This window comes from Kitasatospora sp. NPDC056731, assembly GCF_040687675.1.
In the GTDB taxonomy this organism is placed as follows: domain Bacteria; phylum Actinomycetota; class Actinomycetes; order Streptomycetales; family Streptomycetaceae; genus Kitasatospora.
Genome location: NZ_JBFBNR010000001.1, coordinates 484,709 through 510,456, shown reverse-complemented (window position 1 = coordinate 510,456; position 25,748 = coordinate 484,709). Strand labels below are relative to the sequence as shown.

The 25,748-nt window shown below is 73.4% G+C and carries 20 protein-coding genes and 2 riboswitches; of the genes, 13 read left to right on the top strand and 7 right to left on the bottom strand.

The window, feature by feature from the left end:
- Positions 1-6 precede the first annotated feature (6 nt).
- A riboswitch (ZMP/ZTP riboswitch) is annotated at positions 7-102 on the bottom strand.
- Positions 103-407: 305 nt separating this feature from the next.
- The 4 genes from AB0R04_RS02175 to AB0R04_RS02160 all read left to right on the top strand — a co-directional run bounded on the left by AB0R04_RS02175 (position 408) and on the right by AB0R04_RS02160 (position 6,072).
- Positions 408-1,373 carry an ABC transporter permease gene (locus tag AB0R04_RS02175; protein WP_363367281.1) on the top strand — a complete coding sequence of 322 codons (966 nt, stop codon included), beginning with the start codon at positions 408-410 and terminating at the stop codon, positions 1,371-1,373.
- A gap of 76 nt (positions 1,374-1,449) precedes the next feature.
- Positions 1,450-3,201 carry an ABC transporter substrate-binding protein gene (locus AB0R04_RS02170; RefSeq protein ID WP_363367279.1) on the top strand — a complete coding sequence of 584 codons (1,752 nt, stop codon included), beginning with the start codon at positions 1,450-1,452 and terminating at the stop codon, positions 3,199-3,201.
- A gap of 119 nt (positions 3,202-3,320) precedes the next feature.
- Positions 3,321-4,313 carry an ABC transporter permease gene (locus AB0R04_RS02165; protein WP_063350084.1) on the top strand — a complete coding sequence of 331 codons (993 nt, stop codon included), beginning with the start codon at positions 3,321-3,323 and terminating at the stop codon, positions 4,311-4,313.
- Between the two features lie 118 nt (positions 4,314-4,431).
- Entirely contained in the window at positions 4,432-6,072 is a 1,641-nt protein-coding gene (locus tag AB0R04_RS02160) for an ABC transporter ATP-binding protein (protein WP_363367277.1), read from the top strand.
- Here the strand turns inward: AB0R04_RS02160 and AB0R04_RS02155 are convergent.
- On the bottom strand, positions 6,069-6,698 hold the full coding sequence (locus AB0R04_RS02155) for a GNAT family protein (RefSeq protein WP_363367275.1): 630 nt from the start codon (positions 6,696-6,698) through the stop codon (positions 6,069-6,071). The genes AB0R04_RS02160 and AB0R04_RS02155 overlap by 4 nt on opposite strands.
- Positions 6,699-6,739: 41 nt before the next feature.
- Here AB0R04_RS02155 and AB0R04_RS02150 point away from each other — a divergent pair, with 41 nt between their 5' ends.
- Both AB0R04_RS02150 and AB0R04_RS02145 read left to right on the top strand, forming a co-directional pair.
- Positions 6,740-7,186: a cytidine deaminase gene (locus AB0R04_RS02150; RefSeq protein WP_363367273.1), complete on the top strand. Its 447-nt coding sequence runs from the start codon at positions 6,740-6,742 to the stop codon at positions 7,184-7,186.
- Between the two features lie 105 nt (positions 7,187-7,291).
- Entirely contained in the window at positions 7,292-7,855 is a 564-nt protein-coding gene (locus AB0R04_RS02145; protein WP_063350081.1) for an EF-hand domain-containing protein, read from the top strand.
- A gap of 54 nt (positions 7,856-7,909) precedes the next feature.
- On the opposite strand, the gene AB0R04_RS02140 is transcribed toward AB0R04_RS02145, so the two are convergent.
- Positions 7,910-8,485 (bottom strand): TetR family transcriptional regulator, encoded by a 576-nt coding sequence (locus AB0R04_RS02140; protein ID WP_363367271.1) that lies wholly within the window; start codon positions 8,483-8,485, stop codon positions 7,910-7,912.
- 149 nt (positions 8,486-8,634) lie between these two features.
- On the opposite strand from AB0R04_RS02140, the gene AB0R04_RS02135 reads away from it, so the two are divergent.
- From AB0R04_RS02135 to AB0R04_RS02115, 5 genes are all read left to right on the top strand, one after another.
- Positions 8,635-9,228: a dihydrofolate reductase family protein gene (locus AB0R04_RS02135; RefSeq protein ID WP_363367270.1), complete on the top strand. Its 594-nt coding sequence runs from the start codon at positions 8,635-8,637 to the stop codon at positions 9,226-9,228.
- A gap of 155 nt (positions 9,229-9,383) precedes the next feature.
- Complete coding sequence (locus tag AB0R04_RS02130) at positions 9,384-9,803, top strand: gamma-glutamylcyclotransferase family protein (protein WP_363367268.1); 420 nt, start codon at positions 9,384-9,386, stop codon at positions 9,801-9,803.
- A gap of 102 nt (positions 9,804-9,905) precedes the next feature.
- Positions 9,906-11,144, top strand: a complete 1,239-nt coding sequence (cbiE, locus tag AB0R04_RS02125) for a precorrin-6y C5,15-methyltransferase (decarboxylating) subunit CbiE (RefSeq protein ID WP_363367266.1) — start codon at positions 9,906-9,908, stop codon at positions 11,142-11,144.
- On the top strand, positions 11,141-11,902 hold the full coding sequence (gene cobM, locus AB0R04_RS02120) for a precorrin-4 C(11)-methyltransferase (RefSeq protein WP_363367265.1): 762 nt from the start codon (positions 11,141-11,143) through the stop codon (positions 11,900-11,902). Before cbiE ends, cobM begins: the two co-directional genes overlap by 4 nt.
- Before the next feature lie 5 nt (positions 11,903-11,907).
- Entirely contained in the window at positions 11,908-12,651 is a 744-nt protein-coding gene (locus AB0R04_RS02115; protein WP_363367263.1) for a cobalt-precorrin-6A reductase, read from the top strand.
- 249 nt (positions 12,652-12,900) lie between these two features.
- Here the strand turns inward: AB0R04_RS02115 and AB0R04_RS02110 are convergent, their stop codons facing one another.
- Together AB0R04_RS02110 and AB0R04_RS02105 are read right to left on the bottom strand one after the other, a co-directional pair.
- Positions 12,901-14,430, bottom strand: coding sequence for a UDP-N-acetylglucosamine 1-carboxyvinyltransferase (locus tag AB0R04_RS02110; protein ID WP_363367261.1), 1,530 nt, complete (start codon positions 14,428-14,430; stop codon positions 12,901-12,903).
- 137 nt (positions 14,431-14,567) lie between these two features.
- Positions 14,568-15,707, bottom strand: coding sequence for a cobalt-precorrin-5B (C(1))-methyltransferase (locus AB0R04_RS02105; protein WP_363367362.1), 1,140 nt, complete (start codon positions 15,705-15,707; stop codon positions 14,568-14,570).
- Between the two features lie 400 nt (positions 15,708-16,107).
- On the opposite strand from AB0R04_RS02105, the gene AB0R04_RS02100 reads away from it, so the two are divergent.
- Entirely contained in the window at positions 16,108-17,847 is a 1,740-nt protein-coding gene (locus AB0R04_RS02100; protein ID WP_363367259.1) for a TIGR03767 family metallophosphoesterase, read from the top strand.
- Positions 17,848-17,954: 107 nt separating this feature from the next.
- On the opposite strand, the gene AB0R04_RS02095 is transcribed toward AB0R04_RS02100, so the two are convergent.
- Genes AB0R04_RS02095 through AB0R04_RS02085 form a run of 3 tightly spaced genes read right to left on the bottom strand, consistent with a single transcriptional unit; the run spans position 17,955 to position 21,465 of the window.
- On the bottom strand, positions 17,955-19,475 hold the full coding sequence (locus tag AB0R04_RS02095; RefSeq protein ID WP_363367257.1) for a precorrin-2 C(20)-methyltransferase: 1,521 nt from the start codon (positions 19,473-19,475) through the stop codon (positions 17,955-17,957).
- On the bottom strand, positions 19,472-20,098 hold the full coding sequence (locus AB0R04_RS02090) for a precorrin-8X methylmutase (protein WP_063350072.1): 627 nt from the start codon (positions 20,096-20,098) through the stop codon (positions 19,472-19,474). The genes AB0R04_RS02095 and AB0R04_RS02090 overlap by 4 nt, the downstream gene beginning before the upstream one ends.
- Positions 20,095-21,465, bottom strand: coding sequence for a hypothetical protein (locus tag AB0R04_RS02085; RefSeq protein ID WP_363367255.1), 1,371 nt, complete (start codon positions 21,463-21,465; stop codon positions 20,095-20,097). Before AB0R04_RS02085 ends, AB0R04_RS02090 begins: the two co-directional genes overlap by 4 nt.
- Before the next feature lie 167 nt (positions 21,466-21,632).
- Positions 21,633-21,718, top strand: a riboswitch (cobalamin riboswitch).
- Between the two features lie 301 nt (positions 21,719-22,019).
- Here AB0R04_RS02085 and cobN point away from each other — a divergent pair.
- Positions 22,020-25,706: a cobaltochelatase subunit CobN gene (cobN, locus tag AB0R04_RS02080; RefSeq protein WP_363367253.1), complete on the top strand. Its 3,687-nt coding sequence runs from the start codon at positions 22,020-22,022 to the stop codon at positions 25,704-25,706.
- The last annotated feature ends 42 nt before the right edge of the window (positions 25,707-25,748 follow it).

The window sequence follows — 25,748 nt, the reverse complement described above, 5'->3', positions numbered from 1 at the left end:
ACGAGTACGGACGGCCCAGGCGCTCGGCAACTGTCGTGCGGGTGCACGGAGCCGCTTCCCGATGGTCGGTTCCATCCGTGCGCGCCAGTCGCGGCTCCCCGGGATCGTACCAATGCCCGGGGGGATGTGGCGGAGATCTCAGGATTCGGGACGGCACGCCCGTTTCGCCCCTCGATGTCCGTTCTTCTGCAACGCCGGTATTGCGGCGCAATGACGCCGAATGAAGCCGCAATACGCGCCGAAACAATGCCGGGGAAAACCGCCGGAGGTGATTTGCGGACCTCCCCGCGCATCCGGTCTGATGGCGCTCGAACGGCCGACGGGAAACCCCCGGGGGCCGGTTCGGAAATGCACACCAGCGCACCCTCACCCACAGGGCGGCGGAGAATTCGGGGAGTACGCCTCTCATGGCCGTGGTCGAAACAGCAGCGGGCTCCGTCCCCGCACCCGCCGCGCCGAGGCTGCTCGGCCGACTCCTGCGCGACCGGGTCGGCGCCGCCGCCCTCGCCGTCGTCCTGCTCTTCCTGCTGCTCGCCCTCGCCGCCCCGCTGATCGCCGCCCTGTACGGGAAGAACCCGGTCGAGCACTACGGCCAGAACTCCCCCGGCCTGCTCAGCGACAGCGGCCTGCCCGTCCTGCCGAACGGCGGCATCTCGGGCGACTTCTGGTTCGGCCTGGAGCCGGGGCTCGGCCGGGACGTCCTGACCCAGCTGCTCTACGGCATCCGCACCTCGCTGCTGATCGCCTTCGCCTCCGCCGCCGTGACCACCACGCTCGGCGTGCTGGCCGGGGTCGCGGTCGGCTACCTCGGCGGGATCGCCGACCGGCTGTTCGGCTTCCTGGCCAACGTGCTGCTGGCCTTTCCGACCCTGCTCCTGCTCCTCGCGCTGAGCCCCGTCATCCAGTCCCGGCTGGTCGATCCGGGCGCCGCGGAACCGGAGTGGATGCAGTTCCTGGTGCTGATCCTGGTCTTCTCCGCGTTCGGCTGGATTCCGCTCGCGCTTTCCCTGCGGGCCACCGTGCGGTCGCTCCGGGAAAGGGATTTCGTGCAGTCCGCCCGGGCCCAGGGCGCCGGCCGATTCCATGTCGTCGTCCACGAACTGCTGCCGAACGTCCGCTCGCAGCTGCTGGTGCACGCCACCATGGCGGTGCCGACCTTCGTCGCCTCCGAAGCGGTGCTGTCCTTCCTCGGCGTCGGCATCACGGAGCCGATCCCGGACTGGGGGCGGATGATCTCCCGCGGCTCCGAGGTCTTCCAGGCCGATCCGACCTACATGGTCTTCCCCGGTGTCGCCCTGCTGCTCTTCGTGCTCGCCTTCAACCTGCTCGGCGATGCCGTCCGGGACGCGCTGGACCCGCGCGCCGCCCGCTGAGCCCCCGTCCTCCTCCGTCCATCACCCCAAGACCGCCCCGACCCGCCCCGACTCCCGGGGCAAGGAGAGATTCGCCATGCGCTGGACCAGACCGTCCCTCGCCGTCGTCGCCACCGCCCTGCTGGCGACCGCCTGCTCGGCCGGCGCGGGCACCGGCCCGGCGCCCGCCGGGGCGGCCGCCAAGGAGACGTCCCCGCTGACCGCCGCGCTCGGCGGCGAGAAGGAGAGCGCCGGCCCGGCCCCCGCCGTTGCCGGCGCCCGCGTGGGCGGCACCGTCAACGTGTACAACAGCGTCGAGTTCCGCCACCTCGACCCGCAGAAGGCCTACGCGGGCGCGACGTACAACGCCTCGCTGCTCTGGGGCCGCCAGCTGACGCAATATCAGATCGTCGACGGCAAGGCCAAGTTGGTCGGCGACCTGGCGACCGACACCGGCACCTCCGGCGACGGCGGGCGCACCTGGACGTACAAGCTCAAGGACGGCGTGGCCTGGGAGGACGGCAAGCCGATCACCGCCCAGGACGTCAAGTACGGCATCGAGCGCAGCTTCGGCAAGGGCTACGAGGTCGGCCCGCCGTACTGGCCGCAGTGGCTCACCGGCGAGGCCAGCTACGAGGCTGCGCGCGCCAAGTACGCCGGCCCGCAGGACGGCGACCTGGCCGCGATCGAGACGCCCGACGAGCACACCCTCGTCTTCCACTTCCCGCAGCCGCAGGCCGACGTCCCGTACATGGCCGCGCAGTCCTCGTCCTCGCCGGTGCGCCGGGACAAGGACACCGGGACGGACTACGACCGGCAGCCGTTCGCCACCGGCCCCTACCGGATCGTCGAGCACGTCCAGAACACCCGCATGGTGCTGGAGCGCAACCCCGCCTGGAAGGCCGAGACCGACCCGATCCGCAGCCAGTACCCGGACAAGTTCGTCTTCACGTTCGGCAAGGAGGCGCTCAACATCAACCAGGAGATCCTGTCCGGGCGCGACGGCGGCGCCAGCGCCACCACCGCCTCCGACGTGCTCTCCCCCGAGCTGTACCAGACCGCCGACACCGACCCGAAGGCCAAGGACCTGGTCGTCTCCGGGCGCCAGGGCGCCTTCGTCACCCAGCTGGTGATCAACAACGAGCGGGTGCCGGACGTCGAGGTCCGCAAGGCCCTGCACCTCGGCTACCCCCGCCAGCAGGCCCGCCAGGTCCAGGGCGGCTCCCGGATCGGCGAACTCGCCAGCACGCTCAGCTCGCCGGCACTGATCGACTGGGAGAAGTACGACCTCTACCCGGTCAAGCCCGAAGGCGACCCGGAGGCCGCCAAGGCCGCGCTCGCCAAGGCCAAGCAGGCGCCGACGAGCCTGACCTACGGGTACAAGAACACCCCGGACGGGCAGCGCACCGCGCAGGTGCTGGTGGACGGCTTCGCCAAGTCCGGCATCACCATCGTGCCCAAGCCGATCGACCCCAAGGCGTTCCTGGACGAGGTGCACCGCGCCGACTCCCCGTACGACCTGTTCGAGGAGACCTCCTCCGTCGACTGGCCGACCCCGTCCACGCTGATTCCGTTCTCCTTCGACGGCCGCGCCGGCAGCGACCTCAACTCCGCGCGCTACCGCAACCCGGCGGTGGACAAGGAGATCGACCGGATCAACCAAATCGGCGAGCCGCGTGCCAAGGCCAAGGAGCTGTACGCGCTGGAGAAGACCGTGATGCAGGACGTCCCGGTGCTGCCGTTCGTCTACGCGAACGTCAACCAGGTGCGCGGCTCCAACGTCGGCGGGGCGTTCATCCACCCCATCTACGGCACGGTCAGCCTGGCGTGGCTGTACCTGAAGTCCTGACCGCCGTACCCGCCCCCGCGCCGGTCGGTGCGGGGGCGGGCCCCTGAAGTCCTGCACTCCCCGTGTGCTCCACGTAGCCCTCGCGCACGCCTCCCCGTCCCGTCGACCCCGGACCGGCCATGCTCTCCTTCGCCCTGCGGCGGACCCTCCAGGCCCTCGCCGTCCTGGTCGCGGTCTCCGCCGCCGCCTTCGCCCTCTTCTACGCCGCGCCCGCCGACCCGGCCCGCGCCGCCTGCGGCCCGCGCTGCGACAGCGGCCAAGTCGCGGCGGTGCGCCAGAGCATGGGCCTGGACCAGCCGCTGCTCACCCAGTACACCGACTACCTCACCGGGGTCGTCGCCGGGCGCGACATCAGCGACGTGGACGGCTCGGTCATCCACTGCGACGCGCCCTGCCTCGGCTACTCCTACCGGCTGCACCAGCCCGTCACCGAGGCCCTGGCCGACCACCTGCCGGTCACCTTCTCGCTCACCGCCGGCGCCCTCGCCGTCCTGCTGGTGCTCGGCCTCGGCACCGGGTTCGTCTCCGCGCTACGGCACGGCGGCCGCACCGACCGGCTGCTCTCCGGCTTCACCCTCGTCGGCGCCAGCGTGCAGATCTACTTCCTCGGATACGTCGCCCAGTGGGCGCTGGTCTACTCCACCGGCCTGCTGCCACTGCCCTCCTACACCCCGCCGACCGAGGACCTCGCGGCCTGGGCGGGCGGGCTGCTGCTCCCCTGGCTCGTCCTCGGCTTCGTCAACTCCGCCGTGTTCGCCCGGCTTTCACGCTCCCAGCTGCTGGAGACGATGAACGAGGAGTACGTCCGCACGGCACGCGGCAAGGGCCTCGGCCGGCTGCGCGCCCACCTCAAGTACACCTCGCGCGGCGCCGCCGGACCACTGGTGCAACTGCTCGGCCTGGAGGCCGGGGTGCTGCTCGGCGGGGCGGTCATCACCGAGACGGTGTTCGGGCTGAACGGGGTCGGGCGGTTCGCCGCCCAGGCGGTGTCCGGGCAGGACCTGCCCGCGGTGGTCGGCGCGGTGCTGCTGGCCGCCTGCTTCGTGGTGCTGTTCGTCGCGCTGGCCGACCTGGTGGTGGCCTGGCTCGACCCGCGAATCCGCCTGAGCTGACTGGAGCCGTTCGATGACGTCCACTGTTGAATCCGTGTCCGGGGGCGTGCCCGGAGCCATGCCTGGAGCCGTGTCGGAGGCCGCTCCTGGGCCTGGTGCCGCGCCCTCCGCAGAGCCCGTGCTGAGCGTTCGCGATCTGACCGTCACCTTCGCCGACCCGCGCGGCGGGGCGCCCGCGACCGCCGTCCGGGGGCTCTCCTTCGACCTCGCCGCCGGTGAAGTCCTCGGTCTGGTCGGCGAGTCGGGCTCCGGCAAGTCGGCCACCGGCCTCGCCGTCCTCGGCCTGCACGACCCGCGCACCACCACCGTCACCGGCTCGATCCGGCTGGGCGGGCAGGAGTTGGTGGGCGCGACGGAGTCCACGCTGCGCCCGGTCCGGGGAGGCCGGGCCGCGCTGGTCTTCCAGGACGCGCTCACCTCGCTCAGCCCCTTCCACGGCGTCGGCGCCCAACTCGCCGAGATGTACCGGCTGCACCACCCCGGCGCCGGCCGCGCCGAGGCCCGCCGACGGGCCGCCGCGATGCTCGACCGGGTCGGCATCCCGGCCGCCCGGGTGCGCGACTTCCCGCACCAGTTCTCCGGCGGAATGCGCCAGCGGGTGATGATCGCCATGGCACTGATGAACGACCCGCAGGTGCTGATCGCCGACGAGCCCACCACCGCCCTGGACTCCCGGGTGCAGCGGCAAGTCCTCGACCTGCTCGGCGAGTTGCAGCGCGAGCACGGCACGGCGGTGCTGCTGGTCAGCCACGACCTCGGCGTGGTCGCCGGGACGACGGACCGCACGCTCGTGCTGCGCGGCGGCGTCGAGGTCGAGTCCGCGCCGACCGCCGAGCTGCTGGCCGCGCCGCGCGAACCGTACACCCGCGCACTGGTCGGGGCGGCGCTCACCCTGGACTCCGTACCCGGCTCGCCGTTGCCGACAGTTGACGACCCGTCACCCAGCGCCGAATTCGCGCCCCGGACGGTCGGACACCCCGAGCGCTGGCTCGTCGAGGTGGCGGACCTCGCCGTCCACTTCCCCGGGCGGCGCCGCCTTCCCAGCCTGCGCGCCGAGCCCGTCCGGGCAGTGGAGGGCGTAGGACTGCGGATCGCCCCCGGCGAGACGCTCGGACTGGTCGGCGAGTCCGGCTCCGGCAAGTCCACCACCGCCCGCGTCCTGGCCGGCCTCCAACAACCCACCTCGGGAACGGTCCTGTACGACGGCCAGGACGCCACCCGCCCGAGCCGGGAGCTGCGGCGCCGGCTCAGCCGGGAGATCCAGCTGGTCTTCCAGGACCCGTACGCCTCCCTCAACCCGCGCCGCACCGTCGCACAGACCCTCGACACCCCGCTGCGCCTGCACACCTCACTCGACGCGGCGCAGCGGCGGGAGCGCTCGGCCGAACTGCTGGACCAGGTCGGGCTGCCCGCCGCCCACCTGGACCGCTACCCGCACGAGTTCTCCGGCGGACAGCGCCAGCGGATCGGCATCGCGCGGGCCCTCGCCCCGCAGCCGCGCCTGATCATCGCGGACGAACCGGTGTCGGCCCTCGACGTCTCGGTCCAGGCGCAGGTGCTCAACCTGCTGATGGAGCTGCGCGAACGCCTCGGCGTCGCCTTCCTGTTCGTCTCGCACGACCTCGCCGTGGTGCGGCACTTCTGCGACCGGGTGGCCGTGATGCACCGGGGCCGACTGGTCGAGTCCACCGACCGCGACCGCCTGTTCAGCGCGCCGCACACCGAGTACACCCGGGAACTGCTGGCCGCGGTGCACTAATCCTGGGACCGGTCCTCGCTGGGGTCGGTTGCCGCGTGGTCGGGCGTGACCGTGCGGTCGGGCGTGGCCTCGCGGGGGTCGGTGGGGAGGAGTGCGTAGAGGTGCATGTCGCGGCGCTCGTCGCCGACGATGCGGTGGCTGCGCAGCAGGCCCTCGCACCGGAAGCCGGTCCGCTCGGCGGTCCGGAGGGACGCGGCGTTCCAGGGTTCGATGTACAGCTCCAGCCGGGCGAGGCCGAGGTCGTCCAACGCCCAGGCCGCGACCGTCCGCAGCGCGTGTCCGGCCACCGCACGGCCGCGCGCCGAGGGGGCCGTCCAGTAACCGATGGAGGCCCTGCCGTCGGCCTGCGGGAACAGCCCGACGAAGCCGACGGCCCGGTCGTCCGGCCGCGACGCCACGGTGAAGGAGTAACCGGTGCCGTCCGCCGCCCTCGCCCACTGCCGTTCGACGAACGCCCGATCGGCCTCGTCGTCGTACCCGGCGGAGGCGGCCGGGACGGTGGTGACCAGCGGGATGTACGGGTCGGTGCCCGCCTCCCGGACCACGGCGAGGTCGGTGAGGCGCCAGGGGCGAAGGGTGAAGGGGCCCGCGCAAAGCGTTGGCACGGTCAGGGGCGGTCGGTCCATGCTCGAAGCCTGTCATGTGCGATCAAGGAGTCCCAGCGAATATGTCCGCCAGCGATCAATCCGACCCCGTAGGAGACCGCGCAGCCGTCGACCAGGAGCTCGTCGAGGCCGCCCGGGCGGTGGCCCAGCGCTTCTCCCGGGGCGACAACCACACCGTCGCGGCCGCCGGACGCAACGCCGACGGGCGGATCGTCACGGCCTTGAACGCCTACCACTTCACCGGCGGCCCGTGCGCGGAGCTCGTCCTCATCGGCGCGGCCGCCGGCCAGGGCGCGTACGACCTCACCACGGTCGTCGCGGTCGGCGACCGGGGCCGGGGCGTCGTGCCGCCGTGCGGCCGCTGCCGGCAGGTGCTGCTCGACTACTTCCCGACAGTCGAGATCATCGTCAAGCGGGGAACGGAACTGCTCGCCCTGCCCGTCCTCGACCTGCTCCCCGAGGCGTACGTCTGGGCCGAGCACCAGGACGGCCAGCAACCTCGCCCTTGAGTTGCGCCCGTGTGGTCGTTCGCCCGTCGTTCGGCTGCGCGAGCGCGACTCCAGGCACTAGCGTGCTGGCGACGTGTCGTAGTGATCGCCAACAGAGGGGGCACATTGTCGGACGACCTGCTCACAGCAAAGATCAACCACGGGTTCGACCACCTCGACGCCGACGGCGACGGACTCCTCACCGAACGGGACCACGTCCTCATGGGCATCGCCGTCGCCCGCTCGCTCGGCCACCAGGAGGGCTCGGAGGCCGAGGCCGTCATCGTCCGCGCCTACCTGACGGTCTGGCACGACCTGCACCTGGCCCACCTGCCCGCCGGCACCGAGGCGATCACCCGCGAACAGTTCGTCCGCTCGACCGGCGCCCTCTCCGACGACCCCGAGGCCGCGCGGACCAGCTTCGGCGCACTCGCCGACGCCTTCCTCGCCGTCGCCGACACCGACCGCAGCGGAACGGTCGACGCCGGCGAGTTCTTCGTCTTCCAGCGCGGCCACTTCGCCGGCCTCTCCCGCGACGACGCCGACGAGGCCTTCCGCCACCTCGACCGCGACGGCGACGGCACCCTCTCCGCAGCCGAGTTCACCAGTGCGATCATCGAGTTCTGGACCAGCCGCGACCCCGACGCCCCCGGCAACTGGTGGACGGGCAGGCCCCCGCACACCCTCTGACACCCCCTCCGGCACAGCCGCCCCCTCGCCCGCCGAAACGCGAGGCCGGCAGGGTCAGGTCGCGGGGACGATTCGCTCGACGATGGTGTCGAGCAGGGCGGGCAGGGTGTCGGTGCCCAACACCTCGGGCAGGGTGAGGTGTTCGACGATCAGGCCGGTCATCGCGAGGTAGAGGACGAGGACGGTCTCGCGGTCGCCGGGCAGTCCTCCGTCGAGGTGGTAGGCGACGTTGGCCTCCAGTTGCTCGCGGATGGTGCCGGTGAGCTGGGCCCGCAGGCCGGGGCGGCGGGTGGCTTCCAGGCGCAGTTCGAGCATCGCGAGGTAGCCGGCCCGGTCGGCGGAGATGCGGCGGATCAGGTCGCGCATCAGGGCGGCGACCAGAGCGCGGTCACGCGGGGCCCGCAGCAGGTCGGCGATGACGGCCGGGTCCGGGGTGAGCCGGTGGTGGATGTGCCGGGCGGTCTGGTGGAGCAGGTGGTCGCGGTTGGCGAAGTAGTTGGAGGCCGTGCCGTTGGGGACGCCGGCCTGCACGTCGACCGCGCGGAAGGTGAGGCCGCGGGCGCCCTCGCGGGCGAGGACCTCGATGGCGGCGTCGGCGAGGGCGGTGCGGCGGGCGGGGTTCTGGACCATGGGTCGATTCTCTCTCGCGGGGTTTTCGGGGGCCGGGGCGCCCGGGTCCGAAAGCACCTCGGCAACCACTACAGCTGGAGCACTATAGTCGGAGTGGTTAGGCGGCGGGCCGCACAGCCCGCGCCACTTCCCGACCCCAAAGGACCTGCATGCGCAAGCTCACCTACTTCATCGGCACCACCATCGACGGCTTCATCGCCGGCCCGGACGACAGCTTCGACTTCTTCGCGCCGTTCCTCACCGAGGACTACACCTCGACGCTCTTCGCCGAGTGCCCGGAGACCATCCCCACCCCCGGCCGCGCGGCGTTCGGCATCGCGGAGGCACCCAACAAGCGCTTCGACACCGTCGTCATGGGCCGCGGCACCTACGCACCGGGGCTGGCCGTGGGCCTCACCAGCCCCTACGCCCACCTGCGGCAGATCGTGGTCTCCCGCACCCTCGGTACCAGCCCGGACCCGGCGGTGGAGGTCGCCGCGGAGGACCCGGTGGCCCTCGTCCGCCGGCTGAAGCAGCAGGACGGGCTCGGCATCTGGCTCTGCGGCGGCGCCGACCTGGCCGGCCAGTTGCTGCCCGAGATCGACGAGTTGATCATCAAGCAGTACCCGGTGGTGGTCGGATCGGGCATCCCGCTGTTCCGCGCGGAGTTCGGGCCCCGCGCCTTCACGCTCACCGACAGCCGCGTCTTCGAGCGCGGCAACGTCGTCCTCACCTACGCGCGGACCGCCCCGGACGCCGCCTGACGCCCACCGCCCGGCGGACGCGCGGGGCACGGGACGCGGGGCACGGGACGCGGGGCACGGGACGCGGGGCACGGGACGCACGAGGCAAGAGGCGCTATCGCGGCGCGGGCGCGAGGACGTACCGTGGGCGCTCCCCCAGCCGAGAGGTCGAACCCGTGCCCGAGGAGGCCCTGCCGTTCTTCGTCTACGGCACCCTGCGCAGCGGCGGCCGCAACCACGCCGCCCACCTGGCCGGACGCTGCGCCGACATCCGCCCGGCCGTGCTGGACGGCGCCACACTGCACGACGGCCCCGGGTACCCGTACGCGGTGCCGGACGCGACGCCCGGGCGCCGGATCGTGGGCGAGCTGATCACCGTACGGCCCGGCGCGTACGCCGGAGCGCTCGCGGCGCTGGACCGGCTGGAGGACTGCCGGGCGGACGAGACGGGCCTGTACGTACGGCGGCGGCTGCCGGTGCGGACGGCGGCGGGCGAGCTGCGGGAGGCCTGGGTGTACTTCGCCGGGCCCGTCGTCGAGAGCCGACTGCGGGAACGGCCCGAGGTGATCGACTCGGGGGACTGGGCGGACCGGTAGCGGGGGACGGGCGGGATACGGGCGGCCGGATACCGCCAGGTAGGCTGCCCCGATAGCTATTTTTTCTACTCACGGCGCCCGCCGAACGACAGGAGCCACCCGGTGCCCGAGCTGCCACCCCCGATCACCGTCGTCGGGATCGGGGCCGACGGCTGGCCCGGCCTCTCCACCGCCGGCCGGGCCGCCCTGCGGGCAGCCGAGGTGGTCGTCGGCGGCCCCCGGCAGCTGGACCTCCTCCCCCGCGACGAGGTCGCCGCCCAGCGCGTCCCGTGGCCGTCCCCGCTGCGCCCGGCCGTTCCCGGGCTGTTCGCCGCGCACACGGACCGCCGGGTCGCCGTCCTGGCCAGCGGCGACCCGATGTTCTACGGCATCGGCCGCACCCTCGCCGAGACGGTCGGCGCCGAGCGGCTGCGCGTCCTGCCGCACCCCTCCTCCGTCTCCCACGCCTGCGCCCGACTCGGCTGGCCGCTGGAGTCCACCGAGGTGGTCAGCCTGGTCGGCCGCCCGCTGGACACCCTCGCCCTGGCCCTGAACCCCGGCCGCCGCCTGCTCGTGCTGAGCGCCGACGCCGCGACCCCGGCCGCCGTCGCCGCACTGCTCACCACGCGCGGCTACGGCGCCGCCCGCCTGCGCGTGCTCGAACAGCTCGGCGGCCCGGCCGAACGCCGGCTCGACGGCACCGCCGACGGCTGGCCGCACCCGCCCGGCGACCCGCTGAACGTCATCGCGGTCGACCTCGGCGACGGCCCCCGCAACCCGCTCGTCCCCGGCCTGCCCGACGCCGCCTACGAGAGCGACGGCCAGCTCACCAAGCGGCACGTGCGCGCCGCCACCCTCGCCGCCCTCGCCCCCTCCCCCGGCGAACTGCTCTGGGACGTCGGCGGCGGCTCCGGCTCGATCGCCGTCGAGTGGCTGCGCGCGCACCGCGACTGCCAGGCCGTCAGCATCGAACGCGACCCGGTGCGGGCCGAACGGATCGCCCGCAACGCCGCCGCCCTGGGCGTGCCACGGCTGCGCGTGGTGACCGGCCCGGCCCCCGCCGCGCTCGCCGAACTCCCCGCCCCCGACGCGGTGTTCATCGGCGGCGGCCTCACCGCGACCGGCCTGCTGGACAGTTGCTGGGCCGCCCTGCGGCCGGGCGGCCGGCTGGTCGCCAACACCGTGACGCTGGAATCCGAGGCGCTGCTCACCGAGTGGTACCGGCGCCACGGCGGGGAGCTCGTCAAGCTCGCCGTCGCGCACGCCGTCCCGGTGGGCGGCTTCACCGGGTGGCGGCAGGCCATGCCGGTCACCCAGTGGTCCGCCGTCAAGCCCAACACCCCTCAGGAGAACGCGTCGTGACCGTCTACTTCATCGGAGCCGGCCCCGGCGCCGCCGACCTGATCACCCTGCGCGGCCAGCGCCTCCTGGCCCGCGCCGAGGTCTGCCTGTACGCCGGCAGCCTGGTGCCGCGCGAACTGCTCGACGAGTGCCCGCCCGGCGCCCGCCTCGTCGACACCGCTCAGCTCAACCTGGACCAGATCATCGCCGAGCTGGTCCGCGCGCACGAGGCCGGACAGGACGTGGCCCGGCTGCACTCCGGCGACCCGTCCGTCTTCTCCGCCGTCGCCGAGCAGATGCGCCGCCTCGACGCGGCCGGCGTGCCGTACGAGATCGTCCCCGGCGTGCCCGCCTTCGCCGCCGCCGCGGCCGCGCTCAAGCGGGAGTTGACCGTCCCGACCGTCGGCCAGACCGTCATCCTCACCCGGATCGCCAAGCGCGCCACCCCGATGCCCGAGGGCGAGGACCTGGCCACCCTCGGCCGCAGCGGCGCCCTGCTGGTGCTGCACCTGGCCGCCGGATACGTGGACGACGTCGTCGAGCAGCTGCTCCCGCACTACGGCGCCGACTGCCCGGCCGCCGTCGTCGCGATGGCCAGCCGGCCGGACGAGCTGGTGCTGCGCGGCACCCTCGCCGACATCGCCGAACAGGTCAAGGCCTCGGGCGTGGTCCGCACCGCCGTCATCCTGGTCGGCCGGACCCTGGCCGCCGAGCAGTTCCGCGACAGCCACCTCTACTCGGCGGAGCGCGAACGCCCGCACGAGCCCTGCGGGGCGTGAACCCCATGACCCGGCACGTCCTGATCCTCGGCGGCACGACGGAGGGGCGGGCGCTGGCCGCCGCACTCGTCGAGCTGCCGTCCCTGCGGGTCACCAGTTCGCTGGCCGGCCGGGTCGCCCAACCCCGGCTGCCCGCCGGAGAGGTGAGGATCGGCGGCTTCGGCGGCCCGGACGGGCTGGCCGACTGGCTGCGCGGCGAACGGGTGGACGCGGTCATCGACGCCACCCACCCGTTCGCCGCCGGGATGTCCCGCAACGCCGCCCTCGCGGCGGCCGCCGCCGACGTGCCGCTGCTGGCGCTGCGGCGGCCCGGCTGGGCGCCCGTCGCCGGGGACCGCTGGCACCACGCACCCTCGCTCGCCGCGGCCGCCGAACTCCTGCCCGGCCTCGGGCGACGGGTCTTCCTCACCACCGGGCGACAGGGCATCGCCACCTTCGCCCACCTCGACCACCTGCACTTCCTCGCCCGCTCGGTCGACCCGCCCGAGCCGCCGCTGCCGTCCACGCTCGAAGTCCTGCTGGACCGGGGGCCGTTCACGCTCGACGGCGAACGGGCGCTGCTGCGCGAGCACCGGATCGACGTCGTGGTCACCAAGGACAGCGGCGGCGCCGCGACCGCGCCCAAACTCACCGCCGCGCGCGAACTCGGGCTCCCGGTGGTCGTCGTGGAACGCCCGCCGCTGCCCGACGGCGTACCGGCGGCCTCGGACGTACCGGGCGCGGTGCGGTGGTTGCAGCACCTGCGCTAGGACGGCCGGCCGGATCGGGTCGGGTCGGGTCGGGTCGGCCGAATGTCGACGCCGACACCGCCGACCCGGACGAAGCCTTCGCGACCTGGCGCCGCGAGTGCGACCACGTCCGTCAACTCGTCGCCGCCGCCGAGTCGTTGGAAGTCCTGGGGCACTACGGCGAGGAGGTGCGACTAGCCCGAAATGGCCGACCGGCCGCAACGCGTGCGGCCGGTCGGCCATCTGATCGTGCTTCAGATCCGGATCGGATCAGATGTCGCGGAAGGTCTCGATCTGCGCGCCGATGGAGTTGAGGCGCTCGGCGAGGTCCTCGTAGCCGCGGTTGATGACGTAGACGTTGCGCAGGACGGAGGTGCCCTGGGCGGCGAGCATCGCGAGGAGGATGACGACCGCGGGGCGCAGAGCCGGCGGGCACATCATCTCGGCGGCGCGCCAGCGGGTGGGGCCCTGGACCAGGACGCGGTGCGGGTCGAGGAGCTTGACGTCGGCGCCGAGGCGGGTCAGCTCGGTGAGGTAGATCGCACGGTTGTCGTAGACCCAGTCGTGGATCATCGTGGTGCCGTGGGCGGCCGCGGCGATGGCCGCGAAGAACGGCACGTTGTCGATGTTGATACCGGGGAACGGCATCGGGTGGATGGTGTCGATCGGCGCGGTCAGCTTGGACGGGCGCACGGTGAGGTCGACCAGGCGGGTGTAGCCGTTGTGGGCCCGGTACTCGGGGGTCCGGTCGTAGTCGAGGCCCATCCCCTCCAGCACCGCGAGTTCGATCTCCAGGAACTCGATCGGCACCCGGCGGATCGTCAGCTCGGAGGAGGTGACGACGGCGGCGGCGAGCAGGCTCATCGCCTCCACCGGGTCCTCGGCCGGGGTGTAGTCGACGTCGCAGGTGATCTCCGGGACGCCGTGGACGGTGAGGGTGGTGGTGCCGACGCCCTCGATCCGTACGCCCAGCTTCTCCAGGAAGAAGCACAGGTCCTGGACCATGTAGTTGGGCGAGGCGTTGCGGATGACACTGACGCCGTCGTGCCGGGCGGCGGCCAGCAGGGCGTTCTCGGTGACGGTGTCCCCGCGCTCGGTCAGCACGATCGGACGGTCCAGCGGGGTGCCCGGCTCGACCGAGGCGTGGTAGGCGCCGCCGGTGGTGGCGACCTCCAACCCGAAGCGGCGCAGCGCGGTCAGGTGCGGCTCGACGGTGCGGGTGCCGAGGTCGCAGCCGCCCGCGTACGGGATGGCGAAGCGGCTGGCGCGGTGCATCAGCGGGCCGAGGAACATCAGCACGCTGCGGGTGCGGCGGGCCGCCTCGACGTCCATCGCCGCGAGGTCGAGCTCGGCGGGCGGGGTGAGTTCGAGGTCGCGGCCGTCGTTGGTCCAGCGGCTCTTGACGCCGATGCTGGTGAGCACCTCGAGGATGCGGTAGACCTCTTCGATCCGGGCGACGCTGCGCAGCGTGGTGCGTCCGGTGGTCAGCAGCGAGGCGCAGAGGATCGCGACGCAGGCGTTCTTGCTGCTGCGGACGTCGATGGCGCCGGAGAGTCGGGTGCCGCCGGCGACCCGCAGGTGCATCGGGCCGGAGTAGCCGAGGGAGACGATCTCGCTGTCGAGGGCTTCGCCGATGCGCGCGATCATCTCAAGGCTGACGTTCTGCTTGCCCTGCTCGATGCGGTTGACCGCGCTCTGGCTGGTGCCGAGGGCCTCGCCGAGCTGCGCCTGGGACCAGCCGCGGTGCTGGCGGGCGGTACGGATGAGGGTGCCGATACGGGTGAGGTAGTCGCCTGTCACTCGCCAGACCATATCTCATGGTTGAGATGGCGACAGAATCAGGGGTAGGCGTGACACTCCTTTTGTCCGTTTCTCGCCCCGTATGAACGTCAGATCTTCACATCACCAGGCGGTATTGCCGTGGAACTGTGAGAGTGTCACGGCCCGAGCGGCTCCACCCGGCCGACGACGGTGCCCGCGCGGTCGATGCAGATGACGTCCACCGCCACCGGCGAGCCGACCAGCACGCCGAGCGCCGTCGCCCGCGCCGCCTCGGCGACCAGATCGCCCAGCGGCACCCCGGCCGCCCGGCACAACTGCACCGCCTCCAACCCGGTGTTGGCGGCGGCCACCGCCTCGGCCAGCGCCCCGTCGGCCCCGCCCCGCCGCGCCAGTTCGGCCAGGTACCCCTTGTCCACCTGGGAGCGCGCCGAATGCAGGTCGAGGTGGCCGGCGGCGAGCTTGGACAGCTTGGCGAAGCCGCCCGCGATCGTCAGCCGGGGCACCGGGTGGCGCTTGAGGTACTTGAGGACGGCGCCCGCGAAGTCGCCCATGTCGAGCAGTGCGTCCTCGGGCAGTCCGTGCACGGCGACGGCGACCTTCTCGGAGGTCGAGCCGGTACAGCCGGCCACGTGGGTGCGGCCCGCCGCCCGGGCCACGTCCACGCCGCGGCGGATGGAGTCGATCCAGGCGGAGCAGGAGTAGGGGACGACGATGCCGGTGGTCCCGAGGATGGACAGGCCCCCGAGGATGCCCAGCCGTGGATTCCAGGTGGAACGGGCGATCTCCTCGCCGTGGTCCACGGAGATCTCGACCACCACGTCCCCGCTGCCGCCGTGCGCGGCGGCCACCTCCGCCACGGCGTCGCGGATCATCTGCCGGGGCACCGGGTTGATCGCGGGCTCGCCGACGGGCAGCGGCAGGCCCGCCTTGGTGACCGTCCCCACCCCCGGGCCGGCCCGGAACACCACGCCGGCGCCGGGCTCGCCGGCCCGCACCGTCGAGCGGATCAGCGCGCCGTGGGTGACGTCGGGATCGTCGCCGGCGTCCTTGACCACGGCGGCCATGGCGCTCGCCGGCCCGGGCGGGACGGCGGCTCGGCCCCCGGCCGCGAGGACCCCAGCCCTGGCTGTCAATTCCTCGGCGGCGAGAGCGAAGGCCGGCTGCTGGCCCTTGGGAAGGGTGATGGTCACCGGGTCCGGGAACTCACCGGTGAGCAGCGCGGTGTAGGCGGCCTTGGTGGCGGCGGTGGCGCAGGCGCCCGTGGTCCAGCCGTGCCGCAGGCCGCTGCTCTTCAGCTGGCCGGCCCGGCCCCCGGCTTCGACTCCAGCCTTGGCCGCCGCTTCGGCCCCAACTTCGACCCCCGCCTCGGCTCCCGCTTCGGCTCCCGCTTTGGCCACCTGCGTCTCGCTTCCGGCTCCGTTGAGGTGCGGCCGCACCGGCCGTCGGTACCGATTTTCCCCCATTCGCCTGGCCGCGCCCCGACCGGGGGCGGTGGAGCGGGGCCCCGCGGCCCGGTGTCCGAGTCGGGGAGCGGCCGCTGCCCCGCGTTCCCGAAGAGTTCTCCGCACGGGCCTCGCACCCCGCTCCTACCAGTGAGTAATCTGGCGGTCCGCCAGAGGGCGGGTTCATGACACGGGGTCCGGTGGCCGGGTTGTCCGGCCGGGCCATCAGCATGTGGGGGTTTTTGTGGCAGGGATGAGTCGGCGTACGTTCCTCACCGGTACGTCGGTGGCCGCCGCCTGGTCGGCCTTGTCGCTGGGCGGCGGGCAGTTCGCCTCGGCGGCGGAGCGCGAGCGCGCACTGACGGCCACCGCCGCGCGGGCGGTCAGGACGACGGGCACCACGCTCGACCAGGTGGCCACGCCCGTCGGCACCGGCGGGTACAAGCGGCTGACGGCCGGGCCGGGCTGGCCGCTGGTGGTGCGCGGCGACCTGGCGGCGCCGGGCACCGGGCGGGACGACCGACGGACCGGGCTGGCCAGCTTCGTCCAGTTCAGCGACCTGCACCTGGTGGACACCGAGTCCCCGGTGCGATTCGAGTACCTGGCCCGGTTCACCGGCAGCGCGTACCGGCCGCAGGAGGCCCTGAACGCCCGCGGCGTCTCGGCCCTCGTCGAGCGGGTCAACGCGCTCGACGGCGGCCCTTACACCGGGATGCCGTTCAGCATGGTGATGGCCACCGGCGACAACACCGACAACCACGAGCAGGCCGAACTCGACTGGTACCTCACCGTCATGGGCGGCGGCCGGCTCGCCCAGAACACCGGTGACCCGAACCGCTACGAAGGCGTGCAGAACTCGGGCAACGCCGCCTACTGGAACCCCGAACTCGCCTACAACGACGGCTACAAGGCGAAGGGCTTCCCGCAGATACCGGGCTTCCTGGACGCCGCCGGCCGGCCGTTCGACGCGCCGGGCCTGCGTACGCCCTGGTACACGACGGTCGGCAACCACGATGACAGCCTTGAGGGTTCACTGCCGGACCTCGGACTGCTGAACGACCTCTACACCGGCCAGTACAAGCTGGAGGGCTGCAACGACGCGGACGCGGCCCGGCTGATGGACTCGCTGCGCCGCGACCCGGCCGGCGCCGCGCTCCTGCTCGCGAAGCTGCTCGCGAGCGGCGACGCGGTGCGCCGGATCACCCCGGACGAGCGCCGACGGCCGTTCACGCTCAAGGAGTTCGCCAAGGCCCACCTGAACCCGGCGCACACCGGCGCCGGCCCGTACGGGCACGGTTTCACCTCGGACATGGTGGGCAGCGGCAAGCTCTACTACACCTTCCGCATCTCGGAGAAGGTGCTCGGCATCAGCCTGGACACCACCAACCAGGCCGGATTCGCGGACGGTTCACTGGGCACCGCGCAACTGCGTTGGCTGGAGCAGCAGTTGAAGGCGCACAGCGGGCACTGGTACGACACCGACGGACGCAAAGTGACGGGCGGCAGCACGGACGAGGTGATCCTCCTGTTCAGCCACCACACGAGCACCACCATGGGCAACCTGCTGCCCGACCCGCGCAACATCTTCGAGAAGCGGCACGACGGCAACGAGCTGGTGGCGCTGCTCCAGCGCTACCCGAACGTGATCGCGTGGGTGAACGGCCACACCCACATGAACAAGGTCACGGCGCACGGCCACGCGGTGCCGGAGCGGGCGCTCTGGGAGATCAACACCGCCTCGCACATCGACTACCCGCAGCACGGGCGCATCATCGAGATCGCGGACAACGGGGACGGCACGCTCTCCCTGTTCACGACGCTGATCGAGTCCTCCGCACCGTACGGCACGGACTTCGGCAGCACCTCGGACGCCAACCTCGCCGCGCTGTACCGCGAGCTGTCGTACAACGACCCGAACGGCCGGCCGGCGGCGCTGCTGGGCGCGGGCGAGGACCACAACACGGAGCTGGTGATCGCCAAGCCGACCCGCTGACGGCGAGGCGGGGGCTCCGGGCGGCGAACAAGTAACAGAAAACAGATGACAGCTAACAGATGATGAAATCTGTTAGCTGTCATCTGTTTTCTGTCAGTCGTCGCCCGCTACTCCTCCGGGTACCGCCGCGGCGTCCAGACGACCTTCACGCCGCCGCCCCGCTCGACCGCCTGGGTCTGCGAGGAGCCGATCAGCAGGATCGTCCGCATGTCGACCAGTGCCGGATCCAGCTCGCCCAACCGGACGATCCGCACGCGCTCGGTCGGTCCGCCGACGTCACGCGCCATCACCACCGGCGTCTCGGGCGCGCGGTACTCCAGCAGCAGGTCCCGGGCGAGGGCGACCTGCGTGGTGCGCGACTTCGAGCCCGGGTTGTAGAGCGCGAGCACCAGGTCCGCCTCGGCCGCCGCGCGCAACCTGCGGGCCACCACGTCCCAGGGCTTGAGCCGGTCCGACAGCGACACCACCGCGTAGTCGTGCCCGAGCGGGGCGCCGGCCCGGGAGGCGGCCGCGTGCGCCGCGGTCATCCCCGGGACGATCCGCACCGGGACGTCCCGGTAGGCCTCCTCGCAGGCGACCTCCAGGACGGCGGTGGCCATCGCGAAGACGCCCGGGTCACCCGAGGACACCACCGCGACCTTGTGCCCGCGCCGGGCCAGTTCGAGGGCGTACTCGGCGCGCTCCGACTCCACCTTGTTGTCCGAGCCGTGCCGCCGCTGCCCCGGCCGCTCGGGCACCCGGTCCAGGTAGGTGGTGTAGCCGACCAGGTCGGTCGCCTCGGCCAGGACGCCGCGCGCCTCGGGGGTGAGCCAGAGCGGCCCGGCCGGACCGGTGCCGATGACGGCCACCGCACCCGCGCCGTCCGTCCGCCGCTCCACCGGCTCCAGCGCCGCGACCTTGCTCGGCAGCACCGCCACCGAGAAGTACGGGACGGTCTCGCCCTCGACCTCCGCGAGCGGCAGGATGCGCTCCCCGTCCATGAACGCACGCTCGACGTACTGCGCGTCGTCGAGCCGGCCGGCCCGCTCCAGCGCCCGCCGGACGGCCGGGAAGGTGCGCCCCAGCTTCATGATCACGGCGGAGTCGGCGGCGGCGATCCGTGCCGTCAGCTCCTCCTCGGGCAGCGTGCCCGGGATGACGGTGAGCGTCTCCTCGGCCTCGGTCAGCGGCTGGCCGAGCCGGGCGGCCGCGGCGCTGACGGAGGTCACGCCCGGCACCACCTCGGTCGGGTAGCGGTGCGCGAGCCGCTTGTGCATGTGCTGGTACGAGCCGTAGAACAGCGGGTCGCCCTCGGCGAGGACCACGACGTCGCGACCGGCGTCCAGGTGGGCGGCCAGCCGGGCGGCGGCCTCCTCGTAGAAGTCGTCCAGCGCGCCCCGGTAGCCGCCCGGGTGGTCGGTGGTCTCGACCGTGATCGGGTAGACCAGCTTCTCCTCGATCTGACCACCAGTCAGATAGCGTTCGGCGATCGAGCGCGCGATGGACCGGCCGTGCCGGGCGCTGTGATAGGCCACCACATCGGCCTTGCCGATGAGTTCGGCCGCCCGGACGGTCACCAGCGACGGGTCGCCGGGGCCGAGCCCGACCCCGTAGAGCCGGCCGACACCAGAGATCTGACGATCCGTCACTCTTCTTCGCTCGCAATCGCGTTGACGGCGGCGGCGGCGATCGCGCTGCCGCCGCGCCGGCCGCGCACCACCAGATGCTCCAGGCCGGACGGGTGCTCGGCCAGGGCCTGCTTGGACTCGGCGGCGCCGATGAAGCCGACCGGGACACCGATCACCGCGGCCGGGCGCGGCGCGCCGGCCTCGATCATCTCCAGCAGCCGGAACAGCGAGGTCGGCGCGTTGCCGACGGCCACCACCGCGCCTTCCAGCCGGGGCAGCCACAGTTCCATGGCGGCGGCGCTGCGGGTGTTGCCCATCTTCCGGGCGAGCTCCGGCACGGACGGGTCGGTGAGGGTGCACACGACCTCGTTGTCGGCGGGCAGCCGCTTGCGGGTGACGCCGCTCGCCACCATGTTCACGTCGCACAGGATCGGCGCCCCGGCCCGCAGCGCCGCGCGCGCGGAGGCGACCACGCCCGGTGAGTACACCAGGTCCTCGACCAGGTCGACCATCCCGCAGGCGTGGATCATCCGCACCGCGACCTGGGAGACGTCCGCCGGGAGGGCGGCCAGGTCGGCCTCCGCACGGATGGTGGCAAAGGACTGGCGGTAGATGGACGCGCCGTCCTTCTCGTACTCGATCACTTCGTGGTCCTCCTGGCCTCGGCGACCGCCTCGGCCATCTCCTCGTTCGTCACGTCCACGGCCGGCCCGGCGGCCGCCGGACCGTTCACCGTCACCCGGTAGCCCTGCCCGGTGGCGAGCACGTCCACCCACCGCCCGGCCGGATGACCGCAGCGTCGTTCACACCCCGACCAGTGCACCGGGAGACCGGCGGTCGGGAGGCCGGCCATCGGAAGGCCCGCGGTCGGAAGGCCGGTAGCCGGAAAGCCGGTAACCGGAAGGCCGGTAGCCGGAAGGCCGGTAGCCGGAAGGCCGCCGACCGGCGGGCTCCCGGTGGCGGCCGCCGCATCGAGCGCCCGCGCCGCGTCGGCGCGGACGTCGGCCCGCGACTTGGCGCACCCCGGCAGTCCGGTGCAGGCGGTGGCCCGCTCCCAGGGCGAGCCGGGCGCGGTCCGGAACCCGGCCGCCGCCAGCGCGGGCAGCCGGTCGGCCGGCGCCCCCGGCAGCACCGCGCCGCGCCAGGGCGTCAGCCGGATCTCCCCGGCGCAGGCGCCCGCGAGTTCCCGCCACTGCGCGGCGCCGGCCCGGCCGAAGCGCATGCCCACCGACAGCCCGCCCGCCACCTCGGGGAACGAGCCGGCCGTGCGGACCACGCCGACCGCGGGCGCGGCCCCGGCGAGGGCGGGCACCGGCACGGGCCCGGCCGGCAGCAGCTCGGGGACCTCGCGCAGGTGCCAGGCCTTGCGCCCGCTCTCGCGCAGCACGTCCAGGAAGGTCCGGGCCGCGTCGAGCACGGCCGCCACCTCCTGCCCCGCCGGCACCGGACGCCCGTGGGCGGCCCGTCCGAGGCGCAGCAGCGCCGACCCGTCCGGGCCTGCGATCAATGTCACATCGGCGTCGAACGCGGCGACGTCGCCCCGCCCGTCGTCCAGCGCGAACAGGAACTTGCCGGAGAGCCCGGCTGCCCAGTCGCTCGCGCACAGCCGCGCGTCCAGCTCCCGCACCCAGGCCTGCACGTCGGCGAAGCCGTGTCCGTCGAGCCCGGCGAGCGGGGAGGCCACGATGTTGCGGACCCGTTCGTGCGTGTCCGAGGGCAGCAGGCCGACGGCGCGCAGCCGTTCGGCGAGTTCGGCCCCGCAGTGCGAAGCCAGGCCGCGGAGTTGGACGTTGCCGCGGGAGGTGGTCTCCAGTTCGCCGTCGCCGAGCGCCTCGGCGGCGTCGGCCAGCGCCAGCGCCTGACGGACCGTCAGCAGACCGCCGGGCAGCCGGACCCGGGCCAGGGCGCCGTCGTCGGCCGGGTGTAGACGAAGGGCCCCTGGGCAGGCGTCCGCGCGCCCCCGGTCGGGCACCGCGGCGCCCGGCGCGGTGGCGTCGGGTGTCGGTGGCATGGCCGCGAGCATACAGATGATCCGATCGGTTGCCTTTGTCCGTCGCCTCACACCCCGGGCGCTCCGGGCGGCCTCCCCGGGATCGCCCTCCCCCAGGTCAGCCGCACCCCGTACGATGCTGGCGGACGGTCCCCGCGGACCGTCCGCACGCCAGCGACGGCGCAGGGGAGGAAACCGGTGCAAGCCCGGTGCGGTCCCGCCACTGTGACCGCGGTTCACCGGGAGACCGGACGGCCGCGGGAGCCAGGAACTCCTGCCGTCCTCCACCGGCCCGGGGCGCGGACCCCGAGGAAGGCTCGAAGAGCAATGCGCTGCCGCATGCCCGCGCCCGGGTCCCCGGGCGCCTCACGCCCGCCCGACTCCGGGCGCTTCGCCGACGTCTCGGCGCTCCTTCGGTCGCCGGTCACGCGCCGTCGCTCGCTTTCGTCCGCCGCATGCCACGCGCCTTCGTCCGTCGCATGCCACGCGCTTTCGTCCGCCGCTCGTCACTCGTCACTTTCCACGCCGGCGCGCCCTTCGGCTCGGGGCGGCTCCGAGGCCGGGAGGGCCTTCGCATGATCCTGCTGCTGTCGACGTCCGACACCGACCTGCTCAGTGCCCGCGCCGCCGAGGGCCCGGTCCGCTACCGGCTCGGCAACCCGGCCCGGCTCACCCCCGAGGACCTGCCCGCGCTGCTGGAGGGCACCGACCTCGTCGTGGTCCGCCTGCTCGGCGGTCGCCGCGCCTGGCAGGAGGGCCTGGACACGCTGTTGGCCGGCCCCCGCCCGGTGATCGTGCTGACCGGTGAACAGGCCCCCGACGCCCAGCTGATGGAGCTGTCCACCGTCCCGGCCGGCATCGCCGCCGAGGCGCACGCCTACCTCGCGCACGGCGGCGCCGCCAACCTCGCCGAGCTGGCCGCCTTCCTCTCCGACACCGTGCTGCTGACCGGCCACGGCTTCGCCCCGCCCGCCTCCGCCCCGGCCTGGGGGCCGCTGGAGCGCGAAGCCCGTACGCAGGACGGCCCGACGGTCGCGGTGCTCTACTACCGCGCCCACCACATGAGCGGCAACACCGCCTTCGTCGAGACGCTCTGCCAGGCGATCGAGGACCAGGGTGCGCAGGCCAGGGCCTACTACTGCGCCTCGCTGCGCGGCGCCGAGCCCGAGCTGCTGGCCGCGCTCGGCGAGGCCGACACGCTCGTCACCACCGTGCTCGCCGCCGGCGGCACCCGCCCGGCCGACGCGCAGGCCGGCGGCGACGAGGAGGCCTGGGACGCGGGCGCGCTCGCCGCCCTGGACCGGCCGATCCTCCAGGCGCTCTGCCTCACCTGGTCGCGCGCCCAGTGGGAGGCCAGCGACGACGGCCTGTCCCCGCTGGACACCGCCACCCAGATCGCGGTGCCGGAGTTCGACGGCCGGCTGATCAGCGTCCCGTTCTCCTTCAAGGAGCTGGACGAGGACGGCCTCACCGTCTACGCCGCCGACCCGGAGCGCGCCGCCCGGGTGGCCGGCACCGCCGTCAAGCACGCCCGACTGCGGCACATCCCGGCCGCCGAACGCCGCCTGGCGCTCGTGCTGTCCGCCTACCCGACCAAGCACGCCCGAGTCGGCAACGCCGTCGGCCTGGACACCCCGGCCAGCGCGATCCGCCTGCTGAACCGGCTGCGCGCGGAGGGCATGGACCTGGGTTCGGACCTCCCCGGGCTGGACGGAACGAACGGGGACGGCCACGACGGCTCCCGCGACGCCTCGTCCGACGGCTCCCACGACGCGTCCCAGGACTCCTCCCTCGACGCCTCCCACGAGGGCGACGCCCTGATCCACGCCCTGATCGCGGCCGGCGGCTACGACCAGGACTGGCTCACCGAGGACCAGCTGGCCCGCAACCCGGTGCGCATCCCCGCCGCCGACTACCGCCGCTGGTACGCCACGCTCCCCCAAGGACTGCGCGAGCACGTCGAGGAGCACTGGGGCCCGGCCCCCGGCGAGCTGTACGTCGACCGCTCGCAGAACCCGGACGGCGACATCGTGCTGGCCGCGATCCGCTCCGGGAACCTGCTCGTCCTGATCCAGCCGCCGCGCGGCTTCGGCGAGAACCCCGTCGCCATCTACCACGACCCCGACCTGCCGCCGAGCCACCACTACCTGGCCGCCTACCGCTGGATCGAGGCCGCGCAGGCCGACGGCGGCTTCGGCGCGCACGCCGTCATCCACCTCGGCAAGCACGGCAACCTGGAGTGGCTGCCCGGCAAGACCGCCGCGCTGTCCGCCGAGTGCGGTCCGGACGCCGTCCTGGGCGATCTGCCGCTGATCTACCCGTTCCTGGTCAACGACCCGGGCGAGGGCACCCAGGCCAAGCGCCGCGCCCACGCCACCCTGGTCGACCACCTCGTCCCGCCGATGGCCCGCGCCGACTCCTACGGCGACATCGCCCGCCTGGAGCAGCTGCTGGACGAGCACTCCAACATCGCCGCGATGGACCCGGCCAAGCTGCCCGCGATCCGCGCGCAGATCTGGACCCTCATCCAGGCCGCCAAGCTGGACCACGACCTCGGCCTGGACGAGCGCCCCGAGGACGACGGCTTCGACGACTTCCTGCTGCACGTCGACGGCTGGCTGTGCGAGATCAAGGACGCCCAGATCCGCGACGGCCTGCACGTCCTCGGACAGGCGCCGGCCGGCACCGACCGGGTCAACATCGTGCTCGCCATCCTGCGCGCCCGCCAGATCTGGGGCGGCGTCAGCGCGCTGCCGGGCCTGCGCGAGGCGCTCGGGCTGGACGAGGCCGCGCTCACCCTCGGGGCCACCGACGCCGCCGAGGCCCAGGCCCGCGCCCTGGTCGAGGCCATGGAGGCACAGGACTGGGCGGTCGAGGCGGTGGAGAAGGTCGCCGCCGGGCTGCCGGAGGCCGTCCACGACGTGCTGACCTTCGCCGCCACCCAGGTGGTGCCGCGGCTGGCCGCCACCACCGACGAGCTGGACGCCGTGCTGCACGCGCTGCGCGGCGGCTTCGTCCCGGCCGGGCCGTCCGGCTCGCCGCTGCGCGGCCTGGTCAACGTGCTGCCGACCGGCCGCAACTTCTACTCCGTCGACCCGAAGGCCGTCCCGAGCAAGCTCGCCTGGGAGACCGGCCAGGCGCTCGCCGCCTCGCTGGTCGAGCGGTACACCGCCGACAACGACGGCGCCTACCCGCCCTCGGTCGGGCTGTCGCTGTGGGGCACCAGCGCGATGCGCACCGCCGGCGACGACATCGCCGAGGCCTTCGCCCTGCTCGGCGTCCGCCCGGTCTGGGACGACGCCTCGCGCCGGGTCACCGGCCTGGAGCCGATCGCCCTCGCCGAGCTGGGCCGCCCGCGCATCGACGTGACGCTGCGCATCTCCGGCTTCTTCCGCGACGCCTTCCCGCACGTGGTCGCCCTGCTGGACGACGCGGTGCGCCTGGCCGCCGCCCAGGAGGAGCCCGCGGAGCAGAACTTCGTGCGCGCCCACGTCCAGGCCGACCTCGCGGTGCACGGCGACGAGCGCAAGGCCACCGTCCGCGTCTTCGGCTCCCGCCCGGGCACCTACGGCGCGGGCCTGCTCCAGCTGATCGACAGCCGGGACTGGCGCACCGACGCCGACCTGGCCGAGGTGTACACGGTCTGGGGCGGCTACGCCTACGGGCGCGGACTGGACGGGCGGCCGGCCCGCGAGGAGATGGAGACCGCGTACAAGCGGATCACCGTCGCCGCGAAGAACACCGACACCCGCGAGCACGACATCGCCGACTCGGACGACTACTTCCAGTACCACGGCGGCATGGTGGCCACCGTCCGGGCGCTCACCGGCAAGGCGCCGACCGCCTACATCGGCGACTCGACCCGCCCGGAGACCGTCCGCACCCGGACGCTGACCGAGGAGGCCGCCCGCGTCTTCCGCGCCCGGGTGGTCAACCCGCGCTGGATCGAGGCGATGCGCCGGCACGGGTACAAGGGCGCGTTCGAGATGGCCGCGACGGTCGACTACCTGTTCGGCTACGACGCCACGACGGGCGTGGTCGCGGACTGGATGTACGAGAAGCTCACCCAGGAGTACGTGCTCGACCCGGTCAACCGGGAGTTCCTGACCGGCGCCAACCCGTGGGCGCTGCACGGGATCAGCGAGCGGCTGCTGGAGGCGGCCAGCCGCGGGCTCTGGGAGCAGCCCGACCCGGAGCTGATCGCGCAGTTGCAGGCCGCGTTCCTGGAGACCGAGGGGGACCTGGAGGGCGACGAGGGCTGAGTCACGGGGGTGGCCACCAGTGTTCCCGTAGTCCATTCGGGT

Bases quoted from the DNA above. Each gene is read 5' to 3' on its own strand.
- AB0R04_RS02140 (WP_363367271.1), bottom strand. From the start codon at position 8,485: ATGGTCCAGAACCCCGCCCGCCGCACCGCCCTCGCCGACGCCGCCATC.
- AB0R04_RS02155 (WP_363367275.1), bottom strand. From the start codon at position 6,698: ATGGACCGACCGCCCCTGACCGTGCCAACGCTTTGCGCGGGCCCCTTC.
- AB0R04_RS02135 (WP_363367270.1), top strand. From the start codon at position 8,635: ATGCGCAAGCTCACCTACTTCATCGGCACCACCATCGACGGCTTCATC.
- AB0R04_RS02115 (WP_363367263.1), top strand. From the start codon at position 11,908: ATGACCCGGCACGTCCTGATCCTCGGCGGCACGACGGAGGGGCGGGCG.
- AB0R04_RS02165 (WP_063350084.1), top strand. From the start codon at position 3,321: ATGCTCTCCTTCGCCCTGCGGCGGACCCTCCAGGCCCTCGCCGTCCTG.
- AB0R04_RS02150 (WP_363367273.1), top strand. From the start codon at position 6,740: ATGTCCGCCAGCGATCAATCCGACCCCGTAGGAGACCGCGCAGCCGTC.
- AB0R04_RS02085 (WP_363367255.1), bottom strand. From the start codon at position 21,465: ATGCCACCGACACCCGACGCCACCGCGCCGGGCGCCGCGGTGCCCGAC.
- cobN (WP_363367253.1), top strand. From the start codon at position 22,020: ATGATCCTGCTGCTGTCGACGTCCGACACCGACCTGCTCAGTGCCCGC.
- AB0R04_RS02170 (WP_363367279.1), top strand. From the start codon at position 1,450: ATGCGCTGGACCAGACCGTCCCTCGCCGTCGTCGCCACCGCCCTGCTG.
- AB0R04_RS02100 (WP_363367259.1), top strand. From the start codon at position 16,108: ATGAGTCGGCGTACGTTCCTCACCGGTACGTCGGTGGCCGCCGCCTGG.
- AB0R04_RS02175 (WP_363367281.1), top strand. From the start codon at position 408: ATGGCCGTGGTCGAAACAGCAGCGGGCTCCGTCCCCGCACCCGCCGCG.